Genomic DNA, 17,832 nt, shown 5'->3' with positions numbered 1-17,832 from the left:
AGCAGCTGACACAGCAGAGCTGGGCCAGACGGCGCCCCTCTCGGCGAGACGGACTGCGCGACGGCCCGTGAACACCCGCCTACGTCTGGCGATCACAGAACGGCGACATGCCCGTCCCGACGCCCCCGCCACCCCGGCTGGCGGGCGAGACTGCTTCCCGCCCGCCCGTCTAGGCGCCCGGCCGCGCCCACTCCGATCGAGGGAAACAATGTCCAGAACGCCCATCGCACTCGCCTCGCTGACGTCGCTGGCCGCGGCTGCCGCACTGCTGGCGACCAGCTGTGCGGGAAGGGCCGACGGCGTGGAAGCCAGCGGCTGCCGGGACGACGGAGGCTGGTCAGCGCAGCAACAGGCGCAGTGGCTGCGCTCCGCCGTGTCATTCGATGAGGACGCGTCCGGCGAGGAGGCAGTCGTCGAGGTCCGCCCGCGCGGCACGGCCGACGGCCGGCCGCTGTGCGCACCAGTCACCGTACAGGTCCAGTTCTGGCGGCTCACCGCCACGGCGTCGGGCAACGAACTGAGTCCGGCTCTTCGCGTGCAACTGGGCACGGACGGAAGCGAGAAGCGGCTCTTCGGGTTCCCGCCGGGCCTCTCCGCTGCGGAACGCGACGCCTGCACTGGCGTCCTCATGGCCGTCTACGCCGGCACCCCCCTGACCGCCGATGAACTGCTGGAAGGAATCGGCCGGCCAGGCGGCGACGGGGCACCGGAGGTGACGTTCCGGACCGACCGGCTCGCTGCTTACCGGCTGATTCCGCCGCCGGACCGGGAGCGGTGTGAGACGGACACCGGGGCGGCGGAAAGTGCCACGACCGCCCCCTCCGCCACCTCAAACCCATGGGGCCCCGACCATCGATGAGCGGCCCCGGCGAGGCCCGCGGAGTCACAGCAGGGCAGGAGCCGTCTCCCTGCCCTCACGACACACGATCGCGCGCCGGAGCGGGCCCTGTCTGCGGCCGGCAACGCCTGCCGTAGAGCGGAGTACCTGCTGTCGTGGGCCCGCGCGCCCCCGACGTCCGTCCAGGTCACGGGAGTGACAGGGCGTACTCGGGCGGGTCCGGCGCACAATGAGTACTAACACTGGTGCCGTGGAGAAGGATGAACCCGTGGACGAGCGCAGGGCCGCATCGGTGAACCGGGGCGCCGCCGCAGCCGCGGCGGACGCCGGAGGGCTGGTCACCGCGTGGAGCGACGCGGCCCGCCGCCTGCTCGGCTTCGAGCCCGGGGACGTGATCGGCTGCTCCGTGGCGGATCTGCTGGCCGAACCACTGCCGGTCGATGCCCTGCGCAGCCTGGCCGAGCCGGACGAGTGGAGCGGTACGGTCGTGGTGCAGCACCGGGACGGCCACCTCGTCGAGGTGCGGCTGGACGCGCACCCGCTGCTCGATGGGGCCGGTGCCGTCCACTGGTTTCTCACGGCCACCGTGCCAGAGCCGGCGGCGCAGCTGCAGAAGTGGGCGCTGGAGCAGTTCCCCGTCCCGGTGGCCCTCTTCGACCAGGACGGGCTCGCGGTGTCCACCAACTCCGCGATGGAGGGGGTGATGGGTAGGCCCTCCAGGGATCTGCTCGGCCGTCGGGTGGGCGAATCGGTCGACGGCCGGCGGCGCCTCCCCGGCTTCGAGGGCCTCGGTGACGCGGTGCAGCGGGTCCTGCGCACGGGCGAGACCATGCCGTACGAGGCCTGGCTACACGCCCCCGGCGAGCCCCGCGAACACGCCTGGCTGGTGTCCCTCAGCCCGCTGAAGGACAATGCGGGCCGGATACGAGGCTTGTGTCTGGCGGCCATGGACAGTACAGAGCAGTTCCTCGCCCGGCGCAGACTGAGCGTCCTCAACGAGTCCGGCGTCAGGATCGGCTCCACCCTCGACGTGGCCCGCACCGCCGAGGAACTGGCCGAGGTGTACACGGCGCACTTCGCTGACTTCGCTCTCGTGGACCTGCTGGAGTCCGCGCTGGCCGGGGACGAGACGGGCGCCGTGCCCGATGCCGCGCCCGTCTTCCGTCGCACCGCCTGCCGGTCCGTGCTAGAGGGCTGTCCCGAGGTGACGATCCCCGTCGGTGCCACGCACGGCTACCGCAAGGACTCGCCGCAGGGACGCGTGCTGACGGACGGCCGCGGTCTGTTCCACGCCGTCGACGAAGCCGGGCGGCGATGGTGGGCCGCGGACTCCCCTGACAGTGTCCGAAGCATCGACACCCACGGCATCCATACCCTGTTGGTGGTGCCGCTGCGGGCCCGCGGCATCACGCTCGGCCTGGCGATCCTCGGCCGCCACCGGACACCGGAACCCTTCGACGACGACGATCTGCTGCTCGCCAAGGAACTCGCAGCACGCGCGGCGGTGTGTGTCGACAACGCCCGCCGCTACACACGGGAACGCGACACGGCACTCGCCCTCCAGCGCAGTCTGCTCCCGCAGCACGCACCCAGACAGGCGGCCGTAGAGGTCGCCTCCCGTTACCGGCCAGCGAGCTCCCGCGCCGGCATCGGCGGCGACTGGTTCGATGTCATCCCCCTATCCGGAGCCCGGGTGGCCCTCGTCGTGGGCGACGTCGTCGGCCACGGGGTGCAGGCGTCCGCCACCATGGGCCGGCTCCGCACAGCCGTACGCACCCTCGCCGACGTCGACCTCGCCCCCGACGAACTGCTCACCCAGCTCGACGACATCGTCCTGCGCCTGGACTCCGAGCGGACACAGGATGCCGCCGAGGAACCACCGAGCCCGGGCGAGGTCGGAGCCACCTGCCTCTACGCCGTCTACGACCCCGTCTCACGCCGCTGTACCATGGCCCGCGCCGGTCACCCTGTCCCGGCCATGGTCACCCCTGACGGCAAGGTCTCCTTCCTCGACCTGCCGATAGGACCCCCCTTGGGGCTGGGCGGTCTGCCGTTCGAAACCGCGGAGTTCGACATCTCCGAGGGCAGCATCCTCGCCCTCTACACTGATGGCCTCGTCCACGCCCCCGACCGCGACCTCGACGACGGACTCGCGATGCTCCGCCGGGCCCTCGGCGGCCCCGGCCGTGCACTGGAGGAGATCTGTGACGGAGTCCTACGAAGTCTGGTGCCCGACCGGCCCGCCGACGACGTCGCCCTCCTCGTGGTCCGTATCCGTGCGCTCGAAGCCAGCCGGGTCGCCGCCTGGGACGTACCCGCGGACCCTTCCTCCGTCGCCCGCGCCCGTGCACTGGCCTGCGAGCAACTGGCCACCTGGCACCTGGAGGACCTCGGCTTCGTTACCGAACTCGTCGTCAGCGAACTCGTCACCAACGCCATCCGTTACGGCGGATCCCCCATCCAACTGCGCCTGATCCTTGACACAGCGCTCATCTGCGAGGTCTCGGACTCCAGCAGCACGGCCCCCCACATGCGCCGGGCCCGCGTCTTCGACGAGGGAGGCCGCGGTCTACTGCTCGTCGCCCAGCTCACCCAGCGCTGGGGCAGCCGCCACACCCGCACGGGCAAGACGATCTGGGCCGAGCAGGCCCTGCCCACCGCACGCGCGGAGAACGGGGCCTCAGGCACCGTGAGCGACACAGGATCCAGCCGAGGCGCCGTAGGCGGTGGTGGGGAAAAGCCACTCGCGCGGCGATGAGTTCCGCCGTGCGCCGGGTCCATGTGGACGGAGATGCGTTTCCAACCCCTGGAACATCCAGAAGATGTGATGGGCAAAGTGGTCATGCACAACGTCGTCTCCTACCTGAGAGTCCGGTAGGTGCGGGCCGCGAACGAGCGGCGCTAGGCCGCCGGGGGCGTGGCTTCCTGGACGGTCGCTGCCTGCGGCTCGTTGTTCAGACGAGCGCCGGTGTGGGAGCAGGCAGGTAGGGGGTGATGTTGCGCCAGGCGCGCTCGGTGTATTCCTCCTTCTCGCCGACCGGGGCGACATAGTGCAGCGCGCTTTCGGCGGCGTCGTTGCCCTGGAGGCGGGCGATGATCCAGGCGGCGAGGTAGTGCGAGGCCAGGCAGCCGCCGGCGGTGGCGATGTTGTCCTTGGCGTAGAAGGGCTGGTTGAGTACCTCGACGCCGGCGGCGACGACCCAGGGCTTGGTGGTCAGGTCGGTGCAGGCGGGGATGTCGTTTAGCAGGCCGAGCTTGGCCAGCACGAGCGCGCCGGAGCACTGTGCCGCGATGAGTTGGCGCGCGGGGTCCAGGCGGCGCAGGATGTTCATGGTCGCCGGGTCTTCGACGACCTCGCGGGTGGCGATGCCGCTCCCGACGATGACGGCGTCAGCGGCGCACGCCTCCTCAAGGGTGGACATCTGCTCGATGACCACCCCGTTCATCGACGTCACCTTGGCTGCGGGGGTGGCGATGGTGACGCGCCAGTCGTCGGTCTTGATGCGGTTGAGTACTCCGAGCGCGATCAGAGAGTCAAGCTCGTTGTAGCCCTCGAAGGTGAGGATGGCGATGTGCACGGCGGTTGCCCTTCCGTATCGGTGGCGTGGCTCTTGACGGTAAAGACCCGCGAACATGACGGTCAAAGAATTGTCATGGATACAATTCGGTGCATGGCAGCCTCGCGGTACAAAACGCTGGTCGACGCGCTCGCATCCGACATCCGGACGGGGCGGCTCGCCGCAGGCGTGCGGCTGCCGACACACCGCGGGCTCGCCGCCCGTGAGGGCATCGCCGTGGTGACCGCGACTCGGGTGTACGCCCAGCTGGAAGCGATGGGTCTGGTGAGCCGGGAACAGGGCCGCGGCACGTTCGTGCGTGACATCGCGGTTCCCGCCGGTCATGGCATCGATCAGCAGGCCGTCGCCACGGGCGCGGTCGACCTCACATTCAACTATCCCTCGCTGCCCGGCCAAGCCGATCTCCTACGGCAGGCCCTGCGGGAGGTGGCCACCTCCGGTGATCTCGACTCGCTACTGCGCTACCAACCACATCGAGGGCGTCCCCAGGACAGAGCCTCGATCGCACGGCACCTGAGGCGTCGAGGAATCACCACCGACGCCGATCGGATCCTCATCGTCAACGGTGCGCAACAGGGCCTGGCCATCACTGTCATGGCCGCGCTCAACGCCGGTGACGTTGTCGCGGTCGACGCGCTCACCTACCCGGGATTCAAGGTGCTCGCGCACGCCCTTCAACTCGGCCTGGAGCCCATACCCACCACCACCGACGGGCCGAATCTCGATGCTCTTGAGAAGCTGTGCGCTACCCGCCCTGTGCGCGCGATCTACACCATGCCCACCTTGCACAACCCTCTGGGCTGGGTCATGCCCGCAAGGGACCGAACCCGCCTGATCAAGATCGCCCGACAGCACGGTTCGCTCATCATCGAAGACGCCGCATACGCCTTCCTGGCCGAGGACCCTCCACCGCCTCTGGCCGCGACCGCGCCGGACATCACCGTCTACGTCTCGGGACTGTCCAAGAGCGTCGCCACCGGCCTCCGGGTCGGCTTCGTCGTCGCCCCGCCATCTGCGGTGCCGTCGCTCGAACGCGCGATTCGGGTGACTACCTGGAACACCCCCGCCCTCACCACCGCGATCGCCTGCCGCTGGCTCGACGACGGCACGGTGGACCACCTGGAAGCGCAGAAACGAGAGGACGCCAAGGCCCGCCAGTCACTCGCCAGACAAGAGCTGGCAGGTCTACCCCTCATCGGCCACCCCTCGTCCTACTTCACATGGCTGACACTGCCCGACGACGCACGCGCCGATCGCCTGACCGCCACCCTCGCGCGCCGGCACATCTCGGTGACCACAGCGGAGCCGTTCACCACCTCGACGCATACGCCGCAGGCGATCCGCCTCGCTCTGGCCTCGACCGATCTGGACCGTCTCCAGTCGACGCTGCGTACAGTGCGACAAGTCGCCGTCGAGGACGCCTACACCTAAAATCCCCTCGACCAGCGCAGGCGGAGAGCCGGGCCGGGCCCTGGGTGAGGCCCGATCACGTGATCGGCGACAAGGGGTTACAGCTCGAAGGCCATCCAGACCTGGCTGCGACGTCGAGGGATCACCCACACCGTCCCGAAGCGGTCTGATCAGGTTGCGAACCGGGCCCGGCGAGGCAGCCGAGGTGGCCGCCCGCCGACGCATGACTGCAGCTCAGCCCCGCGAACACCAGGTAGCGGTCGCCCCGCGCCGGGATAGGGCCAGCCCGGTGGTGCGGTCACCCACCAGCGGGCGACACCACACGCCAGGCGTCGAAAGCCGCTACCGGCCAATGGCGTTGGACTGTCGGTGGGGCCTGGTATCCATGGAGCTAGGACGAGCCTCGGATCACGTGCGGAATCTTCTGAGGCATTTAACCGTGTAACTGCCGGTGCATCGGCGTACCGGGTCGACTACCTGCTCGTCCACGGTGACGCCGCCCGTTACTCGATCACCAGGAGCGGTCTGCTCTTCACGGAGCCGGTCGCGATGCCGTCAGGCGGCACGGCATTCCTGTCGGACCATATGGCGCAGGTAGCCACGATCGGACGCAGGTCAGGTCCCCGACCTGCTCAATAAACGTACATCGGAGGCGTGTTGGCTGATCGCAGATGAAACGGCCCAGCAACAAGGCGATGACCACCGGACGCCCAGCGACAGCGGTATCGGCGAGGTGCGCTGATAGCGGCCGTGGACACGATGCGCAGCCATGCTGAAGCCGGGGTAGTCCACGGCGCGGTCGTCCGGAGTACGCGAGGTGACGTGGACTGTGCCACCCTCCACGAACACATGCTCGACCAGAACCGTCTTCAAGTGCGGAAACACGATGTCCCATGTCGGACAGCGCGATGCCGGCGGCGTTGTCGTGCACGGGCGCGGCGAGAACCACCACCTTTCGTCCTTCTCACTCAAGGAGCATTTCCGTGATCCGTACCCGGGTGCCATCGTTTGTGCGAATCCGGTTCCGGGCCGCTACTTCGCGGGCGACGCCGGTGGCCGAGGGTTCCGGCGGTGGTCTCCTGCGGCGGGGCCGGGTGCGGTGAACGGCGTCGGGTCCGGTCGGCGGCCCGGCAGCGGTCAGTCCGGGTGCAGGGCTTCGGCTCGCTCCTGGAGGGCTTCGAGCAGTGCGCGCACAGGTGGCGTGGGTGGCGTGCCTGGTGCGGTGTAGACGCCGATGCGGCGCTTGGCGGTGGGCGCGACGGGCAGGGCGCGGGTGTCGTTCCGGTCCTCGACGGCCAGGAAAGGGATGAGGGCGATTCCGACTCCCGCCGCGACGAGCGCCTGCATGAAGCGGAAATCGCTGGAGCGACAGACCACCTTGGGCGTGAGGCCGTGCGCGGAGGTGAGCGCGTCGACCGCGTCTCCTAGCAGGTCCCATCCGTGAATCCATGGTTCGTCGGCGACGTCTTCGAGACGGGCCGCTCGGCGCGAGGCGAGTCGGTGGTCGGCGGATACAACCAAGCGCAGGTCATCGTGCAGGAGCGGGTGGTAGGTGCAGCGGGCTGCGGCGTCCTTCCAGCTCGGTGGGGGATGCCTGGTGTTGAAGTGGTAGACGAGGGCGATATCGGCGCGGCCGTCACCGAGGGCGGCCAGAGCCTGAGTGGGTTCGGATTCGATCACCGTTGTGTCGACGTGGGTGTCGCGTCGCGCCGCGAGTGCTGCCAGTGCGGGCGCGAGTAGGAAGGCGCCGGCGCTGGGGAAGGTGGCGACGGTCACCGTGGGCGGGCCCTGGTCACGCAGCTGGGCCAGTGTCCGGTGGGCCCGGTGCAGTTCGCCGTGGACGGTGTCGGCGGTGCGCGCGAGGATCTGGCCCGCCGGGGTGAGGGTGACGCCTCGGGTGCTGCGTTCGAAGAGCCTCAATCCGGCGGCGCGTTCGAGGGCCGCCATCTGCTGGGAGACCGCCGACGGGGTCATTTGCAGTGCCTGGGCCGCGCGGGCGAAGCTCCCGCGGTGGGCCACCTCGCGGAACAGGACGAGCCGCTGCACCTCAATCATCAGTTCCCCTTACTGCCTAGTGAGCAATATCGTACTTCTGCTTACGACGCATCGATGTCAGCGTGGCCGCATGATGTTCGATGCACGAGAACGCTCCGGGGCCGCCCTGGCTCTCGGGGCGGTATGCCTCGTCGGCGGGTCCGTCTCCGCTGCCACCCACCTTCACGGCTATCCGCTCATCGGCGGGCAGGCCGTCCGCTACGGGCTCGCGACCGTGTTCCTGCTGGTCTGGGCCCGCATACGCAAGCACACCTTCATACGGCCCTCCCCGGCCCAGATGGCATGGGTCTTTCTGCTGGCCGCGACCGGGATGGCCGGGTACGGCGTCGTGCTCGTCTACGCCACCTCGATGACCTCGCCGGGCAATGTCGGTGTCGCGCTGGGCGCCGCACCTTTGATCATCGTCCTGGTCCAGTCCCTGCTCGCTCAGGTGCGCCCCTCCCGGAGTCTGATGGCCGGGGCCCTGTCTGTGGCCTGCGGGTCCGCCGTGGCACAGCTCTCCACCGGCGGCACAGTGCAGTGGAGCGCCCAGGGCTTCGCGTGGTCGTGCCTGGCCCTCACCGGAGTGTGCGCGGTCACACTGCTCGGTGCGCCCGCCACCAAGGCGCTCGGATCGCTGACCGCCATCACCTACGCGTGCGCACTCGCCTCGGGCATGCTCTTCCTGACCGCCGTGATCACGGGCTCGGTCACCGGGACCCCTGTGCTGCGGCGACCGAGCGGCGCCGAGCTCTCGGCACTGGCCTTCCTCGCCCTCGGCGTGACCACGGTCGTCTTCCTGATGTGGTACGGAGCCGTCGAGCGGCTCGGCACCGGCCGGACCGGCCTCTTCAACGGCCTCATCCCCCTGGCCTCACTTCTGGCCCTGTCCGTGACCGGCACGGCAACCGCCTCCCTCAATCAGATCGCGGGAGCCGCGCTCGTCCTCATCGGCGTCGCCTTCGGACTCCGGGTCAGGAAACGGGACGCCCCACCCCCCAGGGCGGCCGCGGCCGAGCACGTGGCGGGCGCCCGCCCCCGTAGCTGATGCACTCCCAGGGCCGCCTTGTGACGGGCGGACCGGGGCAGCGACAGACGCAGCTGGCTTGTCCCGGGCCTCTCCTGGCCCCAGCCCCGACCCCGGCCCCTGTGGAAGATCAGCCATACCCGCCGTCGTCGTCATCGTCCAGTTCGGGTGCGTCCGGGTCGCGCAGGGGCCGCAGGGCGCTGGAGGCGGCTGGAGGCGGGGAAGCTGTAGCGACCGAGCACGTTGAGGTTCTCGTGCCCAAGGACCGGCACATCAACTTCCTGGGCCACTCCCTGTCCAACATCAAGGCCAACGGCCCCAGCCAGGGCCTGCGCCCCTTCCGCGACCCCGACACCGACGATATGGACGAGGTCTGACGGCCGCACGGCCGGGACCGCACGAGGGCTGTCCCGGCCTGTGGGATTGGCGTACTGCCTGTGGGGCAGGTCAGATTCAGGTGGGCATGACCCGCTCGGCGTAGCGGGCGCCGAAGCCGCCGTTGGGGAGGATCAGTCAAGGCCGCCGCCCGCACCCTCGGTGCCCAATCCGCCGACCTCGACACCGAACAGCGCGCCCGCGCCGGGCCTGATCACCACCGGCATAACCGACGGGGACATCCGCACCGACGTGAGCGTCGACGACATCTACCTCCTTGTCTCCTCCGCCCCCACAAACCACCCCCCAACCGCCCGCGACCGCTGGCTCACCCTCGTCCTCACTGGCCCCCACACCCCAGACACAGAAGCCCTCGACCTCGGCCGTGGGAGGGTCAGGGCTGAGGCCGGTCGGTTTGCGCTTGCTGCTGTGCCACCGGCCCGGGGAGGGCCGGTCAGGTCTGAGGCTGGTTGCGGATCCCGATGGCCCGCTTCATCAGAGAGTCGAACATGCGATCCGAGAGCATGCCGCGCAGAACGATCAGTGGGCGGGTCCCGAACCCTGCGACGTAGCGGATCTTGGGCTTGCGTGCGGTGACGGCCTTGCGATCGCTTTCGCCATGACGGACGGCGGGGACTCGCGCCGGGCGTTCGCCTCGGAGTTCAGCTCAGCGAGGACGGCCACGGCCTGGGCGGCGTAGGAGCCCGTCCCGGAGGCTGCGTGCAGTTTAGGCAGCCGTGACGGTGTTGCCCGATGTCCGGATGTAGCCGGGCTGGTGATGACGACGTCGATCCCGAAAGGCTTGGTCTCCAGGCGCAGGTAGTCACTCAGGGCCTCCATGGCGAACTTGCTGGCGTGGTACCAACCGCCCTGCGGTGAGTGGAACCGCCCGCCCACGGGGGTGACGTTGACGATTTTTCCGCCGCGCTGCTCGCACATGCAGGGGATCGTCAGTCGGGCCAGGCCCACGGCCCCGGACACGTTGATTTCGGCCTGATGACGCGCTTCGTTTATGGAGACGTCCTCCACCGCGCCATAGGACCCATAGCCGGTGTTGTTGACCAGGACGTCGATGCGGCCCGTTGCGGCGACGATCCGCCTGATGCCGGTCTGCATCGACTCGTCGTCCGAGACGTCCATCGTCAGGGGAATGACGCCCGCTGCCGACGCGTCGGCCAGCCCGTGTGCGTACCTCGCGGCGCCGTAGACGAGGTAGCCGAGCTCGTGCAGCTTGGTAGCCGTCGCTTCGCCGTTCTGGAGTCTGGGCAAGGTCGCGCGACGGTGAGTGCGTGTGTCATGCGGCCAGGCCGGCGTCAAGGACTCGATGGTGTTCTTGGTCCGCCGGGGAAGCGGGACGTCGCGGTACTCGCCGACCTTGCGGTGCTTGAGGCGGTCGTACTGCTTGGTGACTTGGTTGACTTGTTCGCTGACACGGTAGACATCGTCGGCCACGATGTTGCTGAGGTTGACCGCGGCAGCCTCGCCGTTGCGGAGGCCGCAGCCGCTCATCAGTTCTACCACCAGTTGGAACACGTCGTCTCCGGTGCCGCGTAGGGCCCGGAGCTCCTCAGGCGAGGGGATGACGGCGCGCTTGGGGTCGTACTGAGGTGGACTGACGTCCAGGAGGGGGCTGTCTTCGAAGAGACCTAGGTGGTGCGCGTCGAGGAGGATCGACTTCAGCTTGTCGTAGGCGTTGGACTGTGTTGCTAGACCGACGCTGTTGCGCTCCATCGTCCGGATGAAATTGTCCACGACCTTGGGGTCGAATGTGTTCATCCGCCTGCTCCCGACGGCGGGGTAGATGTGGTGCTGGAGGAGCGAGTCGAGGCTGACGACCGTCGCGGGACCGAGGTGACGCTGACCGGCCTTCCACTCGGTGGCGTACTCCCTGAACCGCAACTGGCCGTACTTTTCGATGCGCTCGCTCTGCGCCTGGCTCGCCTGGTTCGCAGGGGAGGCCTTCTTCGCTTTGTAGACACTGGTCAATCGATCGATGGCCGCGTCTGACGTCAGGAAACCCGACTCCTCGACCTGGCTTCCGGCAGGGCCTCTGTAGCGGACCTTGTAGAAGTGCGGGCACTTCGCCCACCGGGACGTGGGGTGCTCGCAGTCCTTGAAGAAGGAACCCATCCCTCGGGCAAGCCTCTTGGTTGCCATGCACGGCCTCCTCGGATGCTGATGCTGACGGTTTGCTGACCGCCGACGATCCGAAGGGCCTCTGAACTGCGGAAACGTTCCAAAGTGTCAAGTTCGAGTTCAATCAAGTCTGGGATTCCCCGCAAGCTCGCTTTCAGATGGCGGGATGGATTCGCCGAACTGCCCATGTAGAGCTGCGCATTCGTTGATTCTGGTGGTTGGTCTGGCCTTCCACTTCCGGAGGTCCGGAGGGGGTCTCTGGAACGCCGTGGGTCCTGTTGTCGATTCTCAGGTGCATCAAGCTGCGACCTGGTCTGATCAGGTGAATGCTGACCCCATGCTGACATTCATGACGAGTAGTCAGGGGTTGCGAGTCCTTGCATGGTGTGCGCCTCCCAGGGCGAAATGTGCGGTGCCGGGGCCCGGCGGGAGGCGCGGAGACGAGTCCGGTGTTCGACCGGCTCGGAGTGGTGGCCTGGGTCCTAGAGCGCGGCAACCTCACGATCCCCCCCACCCCCCGCCCGCCGCCAGTGTGCGGGCGGCCGGTGGTGGCGGACGCTCCCGGACCGTGCGGGTCGATGCCCCGCTCGCCCCGGGTGCGCTGCGGTGAGGGTGTCGAACGATCACGTTGAGCTCGCCGGCAACGGCCCGGACCAGGACGCCGGCCCGGGGTGTGCCGTATCGAGCTCAGCGGAGTACTCGACGAAAGACCGTGGAGCGGCTCTGGCCCTGCCGATCGTGGCTAAGCCGGGGCGGGGACGCGCCGGAGCCGGTCGGTGCTTGCACTGCTCAGCTGTGGGCTGGGACTGGGCGAGTCGGGCTTGGACGGGCGCGGAGGGCCCTGCTCGGGGCCTGTTGCTGCTTTACACTCCGCCGTGTACGGAAAGTCACCTTCTGATTCTATTGGGTGCTGATGGGGTAGCTGTAGCTTTTGTGCCTGTCTCAGGACCTCGCGAGTGTTCCGTGCGCCCGGCCCGGCCCGGAGAGTCGGCGGCGCCACCCCAGGTCGGCATGTGCCCGTACGCCTTCGTGAAGGGATCATTCATGGTCGCCAAGAAGAAGACTGCGACGTCGAAGACCGCACGCGAGCAGGACAAGCTGGTCGAGTCCCTCCGGCAATTCATCCGGGCCAAGGGACCGAGCTATCTCACCGACCCGAATGTGAACAGCATCGGTATCGGCTACCGGAAGAAGGGAGGCAAGCAGACCAAGGAGCTCACGCTCCAGTTCACGGTGGGTGTGAAAGCGGACGGAGATGAGCTGGAAGCGCTGGATGCGACGCCGCTTCCGGAGACCATTAGGGTCGACGGGTCGACGTGCCGACCGATGTCCTTCAGCGCAGTTACCAGCCTCAGTTCCTCGTGGTGCCCGAGGCGGAGACCCCGGGCCGTAAACGGCGCCTGGACCCCATTGTCCCGGGTGTGAGCGTGGGACACGTGAAGGTGTCGGCGGGCACGCTCGGCGCAATCGTCTTCGACAAGAATGACGGCACCCGTTACGTGCTGAGTAACTGGCACGTGCTGCACGGCCCGGACGGCGAGCTGGGCGACGTGGTCGTGCAGCCCGGCACGCACGACGACAACCGGATCGCCCAGAACCGGCTCGGTATCCTGAAGCGCTCGCACCTTGGCATGGCTGGCGACTGTGCGGTCGCCACCATCGAGGCTCGGGGCGCCGACCAGAGCATCCTCGAGCTCGACGTGATGCCGGAAGAGCTGGGCGAGCCGGAACTCGGCGACAAGGTCGTCAAGAGCGGCCGCACCACCGGCGTCACTCACGGTGTGGTACGGCGCATCGAAACCCTCGCGCAGATCGACTACGGCGAGGGGGTGGGGCTGCAGAACATCGGTTGCTTCGAGATCGAGCCCGACCCGGCCAACCCGCCCTCCAACGGCGAGGTCAGCCAGGGCGGCGACTCCGGCGCCCTGTGGATGTTCAAGACAGGCAACGGTTGGCCGGGCAAGGTGATGGCAGGCCTCCACTTCGGCGGTGAGGGCAGATTCAGTTCCGACGAGCATGTGCTCGCCTGCCTGCCCCGCTCGGTCTTCGAAAGGCTCGACATCAGCCTGCAGCAGCCCTCCATCGACGAAGCCGTTGTCGTCCAGGGGTACGACCCTGCCTTCCTCGGCACCCGCATCGACACCCCGCGCCTCACGGCTGCGGTCAAGGACGATGCCGTCCAGCTCAACGACACCGACGTCATCCCTTACACCCACTTCTCCCTCGCGCTCAACGGCGTAAGGGGATTCGCGTTCTGGGTGGCCTGGAACATCGACGGCGCCTCCCTCAAGAAGCTGACCCGCAAGGGAATCAAGTTCGTCAAGGACCCGCGCCTGCCCGACGACGCCCAGGCCCTCGTCGACCGCTACCGCGATCTCGCGCTGCTTGCCTCGATCCACCCGGCCCTGGCAGATGCCGCTCTGCTTCACTCTGGAGTCCGTAGACATCCGCTCGCCACACGCCCTGCGGACAGCAGCACGCAATGCACCCGGCGCACTCATGAGAGACCTGCGCAAGCAAGCCGTAGACACCAGGGTCGGCCCTCCAGCACTGTCCGTCCCCTCTGAGTGGCTCATCGCCGCTGGGGCAGATCGCGGCAAAGCCGTCGCCTGTGACCAGCCGCAACAGGAGCAATGACGCCAGGCCGCGTGCCGGTTCCCAGTGCGAGTTCCACGCCCCCTCGTGCAGGGCGCGCTGGAGGAACCCGGGCCATGCGGTCATCACGGCGGAAAGCGTCAGGTCCGCACGCTCGGCTGGATCGGTACGGAGGATGTCGGCGTCCCTGTCGAATACCTCGAAGCCGCTGTGGAAGTCGGCCAGATTGGATGACTGCGGTCGCCGAGGTCCGGCAGGCCGCCGCCGCGGGGCCCCGTAGACGTACCGCAGCGACAGATGTTGCGGATCTCGTCGGTCGGCGCCGCTGATCTCGGGATCCGGGAGGCCATCAAGGCAGGCACCGAGAAGAGGCAGGCGGTGTCAGCCTCAATTGCAGGTTGTGTATTCGTCAACTGACGTGGGGACAAGGCATCATCGCTGTCCTGGAAACCGGACGCACCTCATGGACCGCGATCCTCGACGCGGTCCGGCTCACCCTCCCGCAGGCGACGGTTCTCCCGCCGCAACGCGGCCAGCTCCTCGAGTTCGCTGCTGGTCAGCCTGTCGCGCTCACCGCATCGACCTCAGGCTGCTTGACCCGTCCCGCACCGCGGTGTCAGTCCGATCGAAGTCCTTGGCGATCTGACCGACCGAGCTGTCGCCACGCCGGTACAGCTCGACTATCCCGGCGTGAACGAGCGGCGAGGGCGAGGCTTCTTCTTCGCCGTGCTCTCCATGATGGACATCCTCCCGGGGGCGAACCCCTGATCTCGAACGTCCGTCAAAGCGGATCCAGCCCAGTATTTGGGGCACCGGTCAGCCGCAACACCCTGCTGCGGCTGACCACCTCGCTGCCGGGGACTCTGTGGCAGCGGCACCCCGCGTGGCCGGCATGGACGAATACGCCCAGTGCAGATGCCGGATCTATGGAACGGTGCTCGTCGACGTCGAGCCCCGACGCCCGGTGGACTTGCTGCCGGATCGCGAGCCGACACCCGGGCGGCGTGGCTGTCGAAGCGCCCAGGCATCGAGATCGTCTGTCGCGACCGCGCCGTCTTCTACGCGGAAGGCGCTACCGGCGGCGCCCCGCAGGCCCTCCAGGTCGCTGACCGGTGGCAGTGCGCCATGAGGCGCCTTGTCGTATCCCCGATCCAGTCGGGAAGAAACTGGAGGGAGGTTCTTGGGTCCGATGACTTACCTAATCCGGAAACGGGACCGCAGCATGCCAGAAAATCGACGGCCGGGCTCAAGTATCGGAGACGGGGCGTCGGGGGGACCCGCGTGACACGGTGAGATCTGGTGGAACGGGCGCGGCTCTGCGCCTCCGAGGTGGTGACCGACGCGTACCGGCATACGGATATCGCAGGAGATCGCCGTCGAGGTCGCGCTGCTGGCAGAGCGCGTGACGGTCTACGTGTACGACTGGGCGCCGGAGCGGTGGCCGTCGGGTGGCGGACCCGGACTGCTCGATACGAGCGGGCGCGGGCGCGCTCGTCGCGGCGAGCGCCGACAACTGGGCGGCGATAGCGCAGGGGGAGTGCGTCAAGGTCGTCTGGTTCAGCCTATCGCCTGGAGAATGAGGCGAGTGCCCCCGTCCGCGCGGCGGGGGCACGGGCTGCGTCAGAACCCGGCCTGGGCTGCCTCGGGCGTCCACTCCCGTAGCAGCATCCGCTGGAGTGGAGCGAGCCGGAGAGGACGGCGCCTCCGCACGTGGGAGGTGGTACCCGGCCCGCGGGTGCCCGTCAGTCCTCGTGGCCGGCCGGGGGCAGCTGGGTGCCCGCCTGGCAGGTGGCGAGGAGGGAGGCGTTCGGGCAGAACGCGTCGAAGCCCATGCCGAACTTCGCGAAGGATCCCCAGGCAGCCTTCCGGACCGCCGTGTACTCGGCTTCGGTCAGCCGGCTTCCCTCCAGGTCCTTCAAGGCGCGCAGGACCGCGTCGCGGGCGGTGAGGAAGCTCGGGTTCTTCGGCGTGAGCTTCAGCCCGTCGACGACCGCCTGCCACATCACGCGGTAGCCCCGCTCCTTGCTGCCCAGCGCGCCGACGACCTTGCGGGTCGCTTCCATGAGGGCCGCGCACCAGATCTCGCCGACGTTGTGGACCCTTCTGTAGTTCAGGCCGCCCGGGAGCTGTCCGGGGCCCTTGCCGATGTCCCCGAAGCCGCCCGGATACTGCGAGTCGTAGGGCCGCTGGCGGAATCCCCGCGTGTTGTCGAGCGACCAGGTGGCGATGACGACGCGCTCCTGCTCCTGGAAGAAGTTGCGCGTGGTGAGCGCGAAGAAGTCCGACCAGCCCTCGCCCATCGAAACGGACTGGAACTCCTCAAGGCCCTCCGCGTCGAGCAGGCCTCCAACGAGCCGGTTCGTCACCCCGTGGACGTACTCGTGGAAGACGACGTCCGCGTCGTTGGCGGTGTGTCTCCCACTGGCGTCGACCAGGCCCATCCTCATCACCGCTGTCGTGCCGTCGGCCAAGGTGTCCATGGTGGCCGTGCCATCGATCGGTTCCGGGTGGGCGATGGCGAGGACGGGGTCGGCGCCCCTGCCGAGCCCCGTCACGTTCACCGTCTGGAAATTGCCGTGCTTCTCGGTGAAGTCGAGCATCATGAAGAAGTCGTGCATGTAGTTGCAGAGGAAGAACATGTTGGTGACGAGCTGCTGCGGCGAGTCCGGTTCGGTGGTGAACACCCCGTTGCCGTCCAGATCCGTGTCGATTTGGACGGTTTTCCGTGTCACCGCGTCGATGGCCCGCACGTTGTTGCCGACGGTCGCCACCTGTCCGTTCTGGGACGTGGCCCACGCGCCGGGGAACCCCGGGATCGGAACGGCGGGCAGCTCGGTCGGGTACTCGCTGAGAGGGAGCGGGAAAGGAACCTTGTCGAAGCTGCTCTCCGCCGGATTCCGCCGGAAGACGAACCCCTCGACCACATGGCTGGCGAGGTCCTGGAGCAGCAGGATCCGGGGCGCGGTGACATCCTCCGTCCGGTCGTCGGCCTCCACCAGTGCCTCGTACCGAACGGCCAGGTTGGCGCGGGAGAACCTGAACGACCACGTCAGGCGGACGTCACCGCCCATGTAGAGGTACACCAGCCGGGCGGGAACGGCTTCGTCGAACGGACCTTGGGCGAAGGTCATCGGCTGGTCGTTGCGTGCCTGGTACGCCAGACGCTCAAAGCCGCCCGAGACGTCCAGGGCCGGCAGCTCGTCGTCGCCGAAGGGGCTCTGGAGCGTCGTCGGTTCGGCGGCCTTCGCCGCCGCCACCGCCAGCGCCACCTCGGCCGCCACGGCCGGCATGGACGCGACGTTCGACGGAACGCTCACCGTGTCACCGACGACCCGCTCCACCGTGCCGTCCTCGCGCATCCACACCTTCGGCGCCATTCCTCGCACTTCGATGCCGTTGTGGACCTGCTGCAGACTGACGACGCGCGTGCCCTGGCTCGTGGTGCTCACCGTCGGATCCGCCACGAACTCAGGGGGCTCGTCGGCCGCGAACCCCATCGCCTCCGCGACGGACGGGACGTAGGCCCTGGCTCGGGCGATGTAGTCCGCGTCGGTGGTCTCCGTCAGGGACTCTTCGGTGAAGCCGGGGGAGTGGTCCACCCTCAGCTCGGTCAGATGGCCGGTGAAACGATTCACCTTTCCGGCTTCGGCCGTGAGGCCGTGCTGTACCCCGGCCGCCACGCGGTCGGTGTCTTCGAGGAACGCGTCGGCGCCGGGGATCGTGTCGAACCGGTCGTAGGCCAGATCCCGCCGATCGATGAGGTCGGTCATGGTGTGTCCTTGTGGTGGGTCCTCGTAGTGGGTTCGGTCCTTGTGCTGAGAGGGCGGGGCGGAGACCGG

General features: G+C 68.3%; 12 protein-coding genes and 1 pseudogene. 8 read left to right on the top strand and 5 right to left on the bottom strand.

The genetic code is table 11. The features are described 5' to 3' along the window. Nucleotides 1–301: 301 nt before the first annotated feature. Together RIU97_RS06360 and RIU97_RS06355 are read left to right on the top strand one after the other, a co-directional pair. The gene (locus RIU97_RS06360) at nt 302–859 is read left to right on the top strand and encodes a hypothetical protein (RefSeq protein WP_404954003.1); all 558 of its coding nucleotides are present in this window, start codon (nt 302–304) and stop codon (nt 857–859) included. Nucleotides 860–1,067: 208 nt separating this feature from the next. Further along, nucleotides 1,068–3,596, top strand: coding sequence for a SpoIIE family protein phosphatase (locus RIU97_RS06355; protein WP_404954001.1), 2,529 nt, complete (start codon nt 1,068–1,070; stop codon nt 3,594–3,596). A gap of 196 nt (nt 3,597–3,792) precedes the next feature. Here RIU97_RS06355 and RIU97_RS06350 read toward each other — a convergent pair whose 3' ends face one another. Next, nucleotides 3,793–4,416, bottom strand: a complete 624-nt coding sequence (locus RIU97_RS06350) for a DJ-1/PfpI family protein (protein WP_404953999.1) — start codon at nt 4,414–4,416, stop codon at nt 3,793–3,795. A 93-nt stretch (nt 4,417–4,509) separates the two neighbouring features. Here RIU97_RS06350 and RIU97_RS06345 point away from each other — a divergent pair, with 93 nt between their 5' ends. Further along, nucleotides 4,510–5,847 carry a PLP-dependent aminotransferase family protein gene (locus RIU97_RS06345; protein ID WP_404953997.1) on the top strand — a complete coding sequence of 446 codons (1,338 nt, stop codon included), beginning with the start codon at nt 4,510–4,512 and terminating at the stop codon, nt 5,845–5,847. Between the two features lie 1,116 nt (nt 5,848–6,963). Here the strand turns inward: RIU97_RS06345 and RIU97_RS06340 are convergent. Then, nucleotides 6,964–7,881: a LysR family transcriptional regulator gene (locus RIU97_RS06340; protein ID WP_404953995.1), complete on the bottom strand. Its 918-nt coding sequence runs from the start codon at nt 7,879–7,881 to the stop codon at nt 6,964–6,966. 70 nt (nt 7,882–7,951) lie between these two features. Here RIU97_RS06340 and RIU97_RS06335 point away from each other — a divergent pair, with 70 nt between their 5' ends. Beyond that, nucleotides 7,952–8,908, top strand: coding sequence for a DMT family transporter (locus RIU97_RS06335; protein ID WP_404953993.1), 957 nt, complete (start codon nt 7,952–7,954; stop codon nt 8,906–8,908). Nucleotides 8,909–9,141: 233 nt separating this feature from the next. Then, nucleotides 9,142–9,264 (top strand): hypothetical protein, encoded by a 123-nt coding sequence (locus tag RIU97_RS06330; RefSeq protein WP_404953991.1) that lies wholly within the window; start codon nt 9,142–9,144, stop codon nt 9,262–9,264. Nucleotides 9,265–9,396: 132 nt separating this feature from the next. On the opposite strand, the gene RIU97_RS06325 is transcribed toward RIU97_RS06330, so the two are convergent. Further along, complete coding sequence (locus RIU97_RS06325; RefSeq protein WP_404953989.1) at nt 9,397–9,531, bottom strand: hypothetical protein; 135 nt, start codon at nt 9,529–9,531, stop codon at nt 9,397–9,399. 271 nt (nt 9,532–9,802) lie between these two features. Beyond that, nucleotides 9,803–11,419, bottom strand: a complete 1,617-nt coding sequence (locus RIU97_RS06320) for an SDR family NAD(P)-dependent oxidoreductase (protein ID WP_404953987.1) — start codon at nt 11,417–11,419, stop codon at nt 9,803–9,805. A 1,023-nt stretch (nt 11,420–12,442) separates the two neighbouring features. Between RIU97_RS06320 and RIU97_RS06315 the strand changes: the two genes are divergently transcribed. The 3 genes and pseudogenes from RIU97_RS06315 to RIU97_RS06305 all read left to right on the top strand — a co-directional run. Next, entirely contained in the window at nt 12,443–12,823 is a 381-nt protein-coding gene (locus RIU97_RS06315) for a hypothetical protein (protein ID WP_404953985.1), read from the top strand. Further along, nucleotides 12,820–13,965 carry a DNA/RNA non-specific endonuclease gene (locus RIU97_RS06310; protein WP_404953983.1) on the top strand — a complete coding sequence of 382 codons (1,146 nt, stop codon included), beginning with the start codon at nt 12,820–12,822 and terminating at the stop codon, nt 13,963–13,965. Before RIU97_RS06315 ends, RIU97_RS06310 begins: the two co-directional genes overlap by 4 nt. Before the next feature lie 950 nt (nt 13,966–14,915). Then, a pseudogene (locus tag RIU97_RS06305) lies at nt 14,916–15,109 on the top strand (ISL3 family transposase); the annotation flags it as partial. A gap of 626 nt (nt 15,110–15,735) precedes the next feature. Here the strand turns inward: RIU97_RS06305 and RIU97_RS06300 are convergent. Further along, nucleotides 15,736–17,763: a M36 family metallopeptidase gene (locus tag RIU97_RS06300; RefSeq protein ID WP_404953982.1), complete on the bottom strand. Its 2,028-nt coding sequence runs from the start codon at nt 17,761–17,763 to the stop codon at nt 15,736–15,738. Nucleotides 17,764–17,832 lie beyond the last annotated feature (69 nt).

The organism is Streptomyces sp. 147326 (assembly GCF_045000215.1).
Taxonomy (GTDB): domain Bacteria; phylum Actinomycetota; class Actinomycetes; order Streptomycetales; family Streptomycetaceae; genus Streptomyces.
This window is presented reverse-complemented; position numbering and strand designations above follow the sequence as displayed.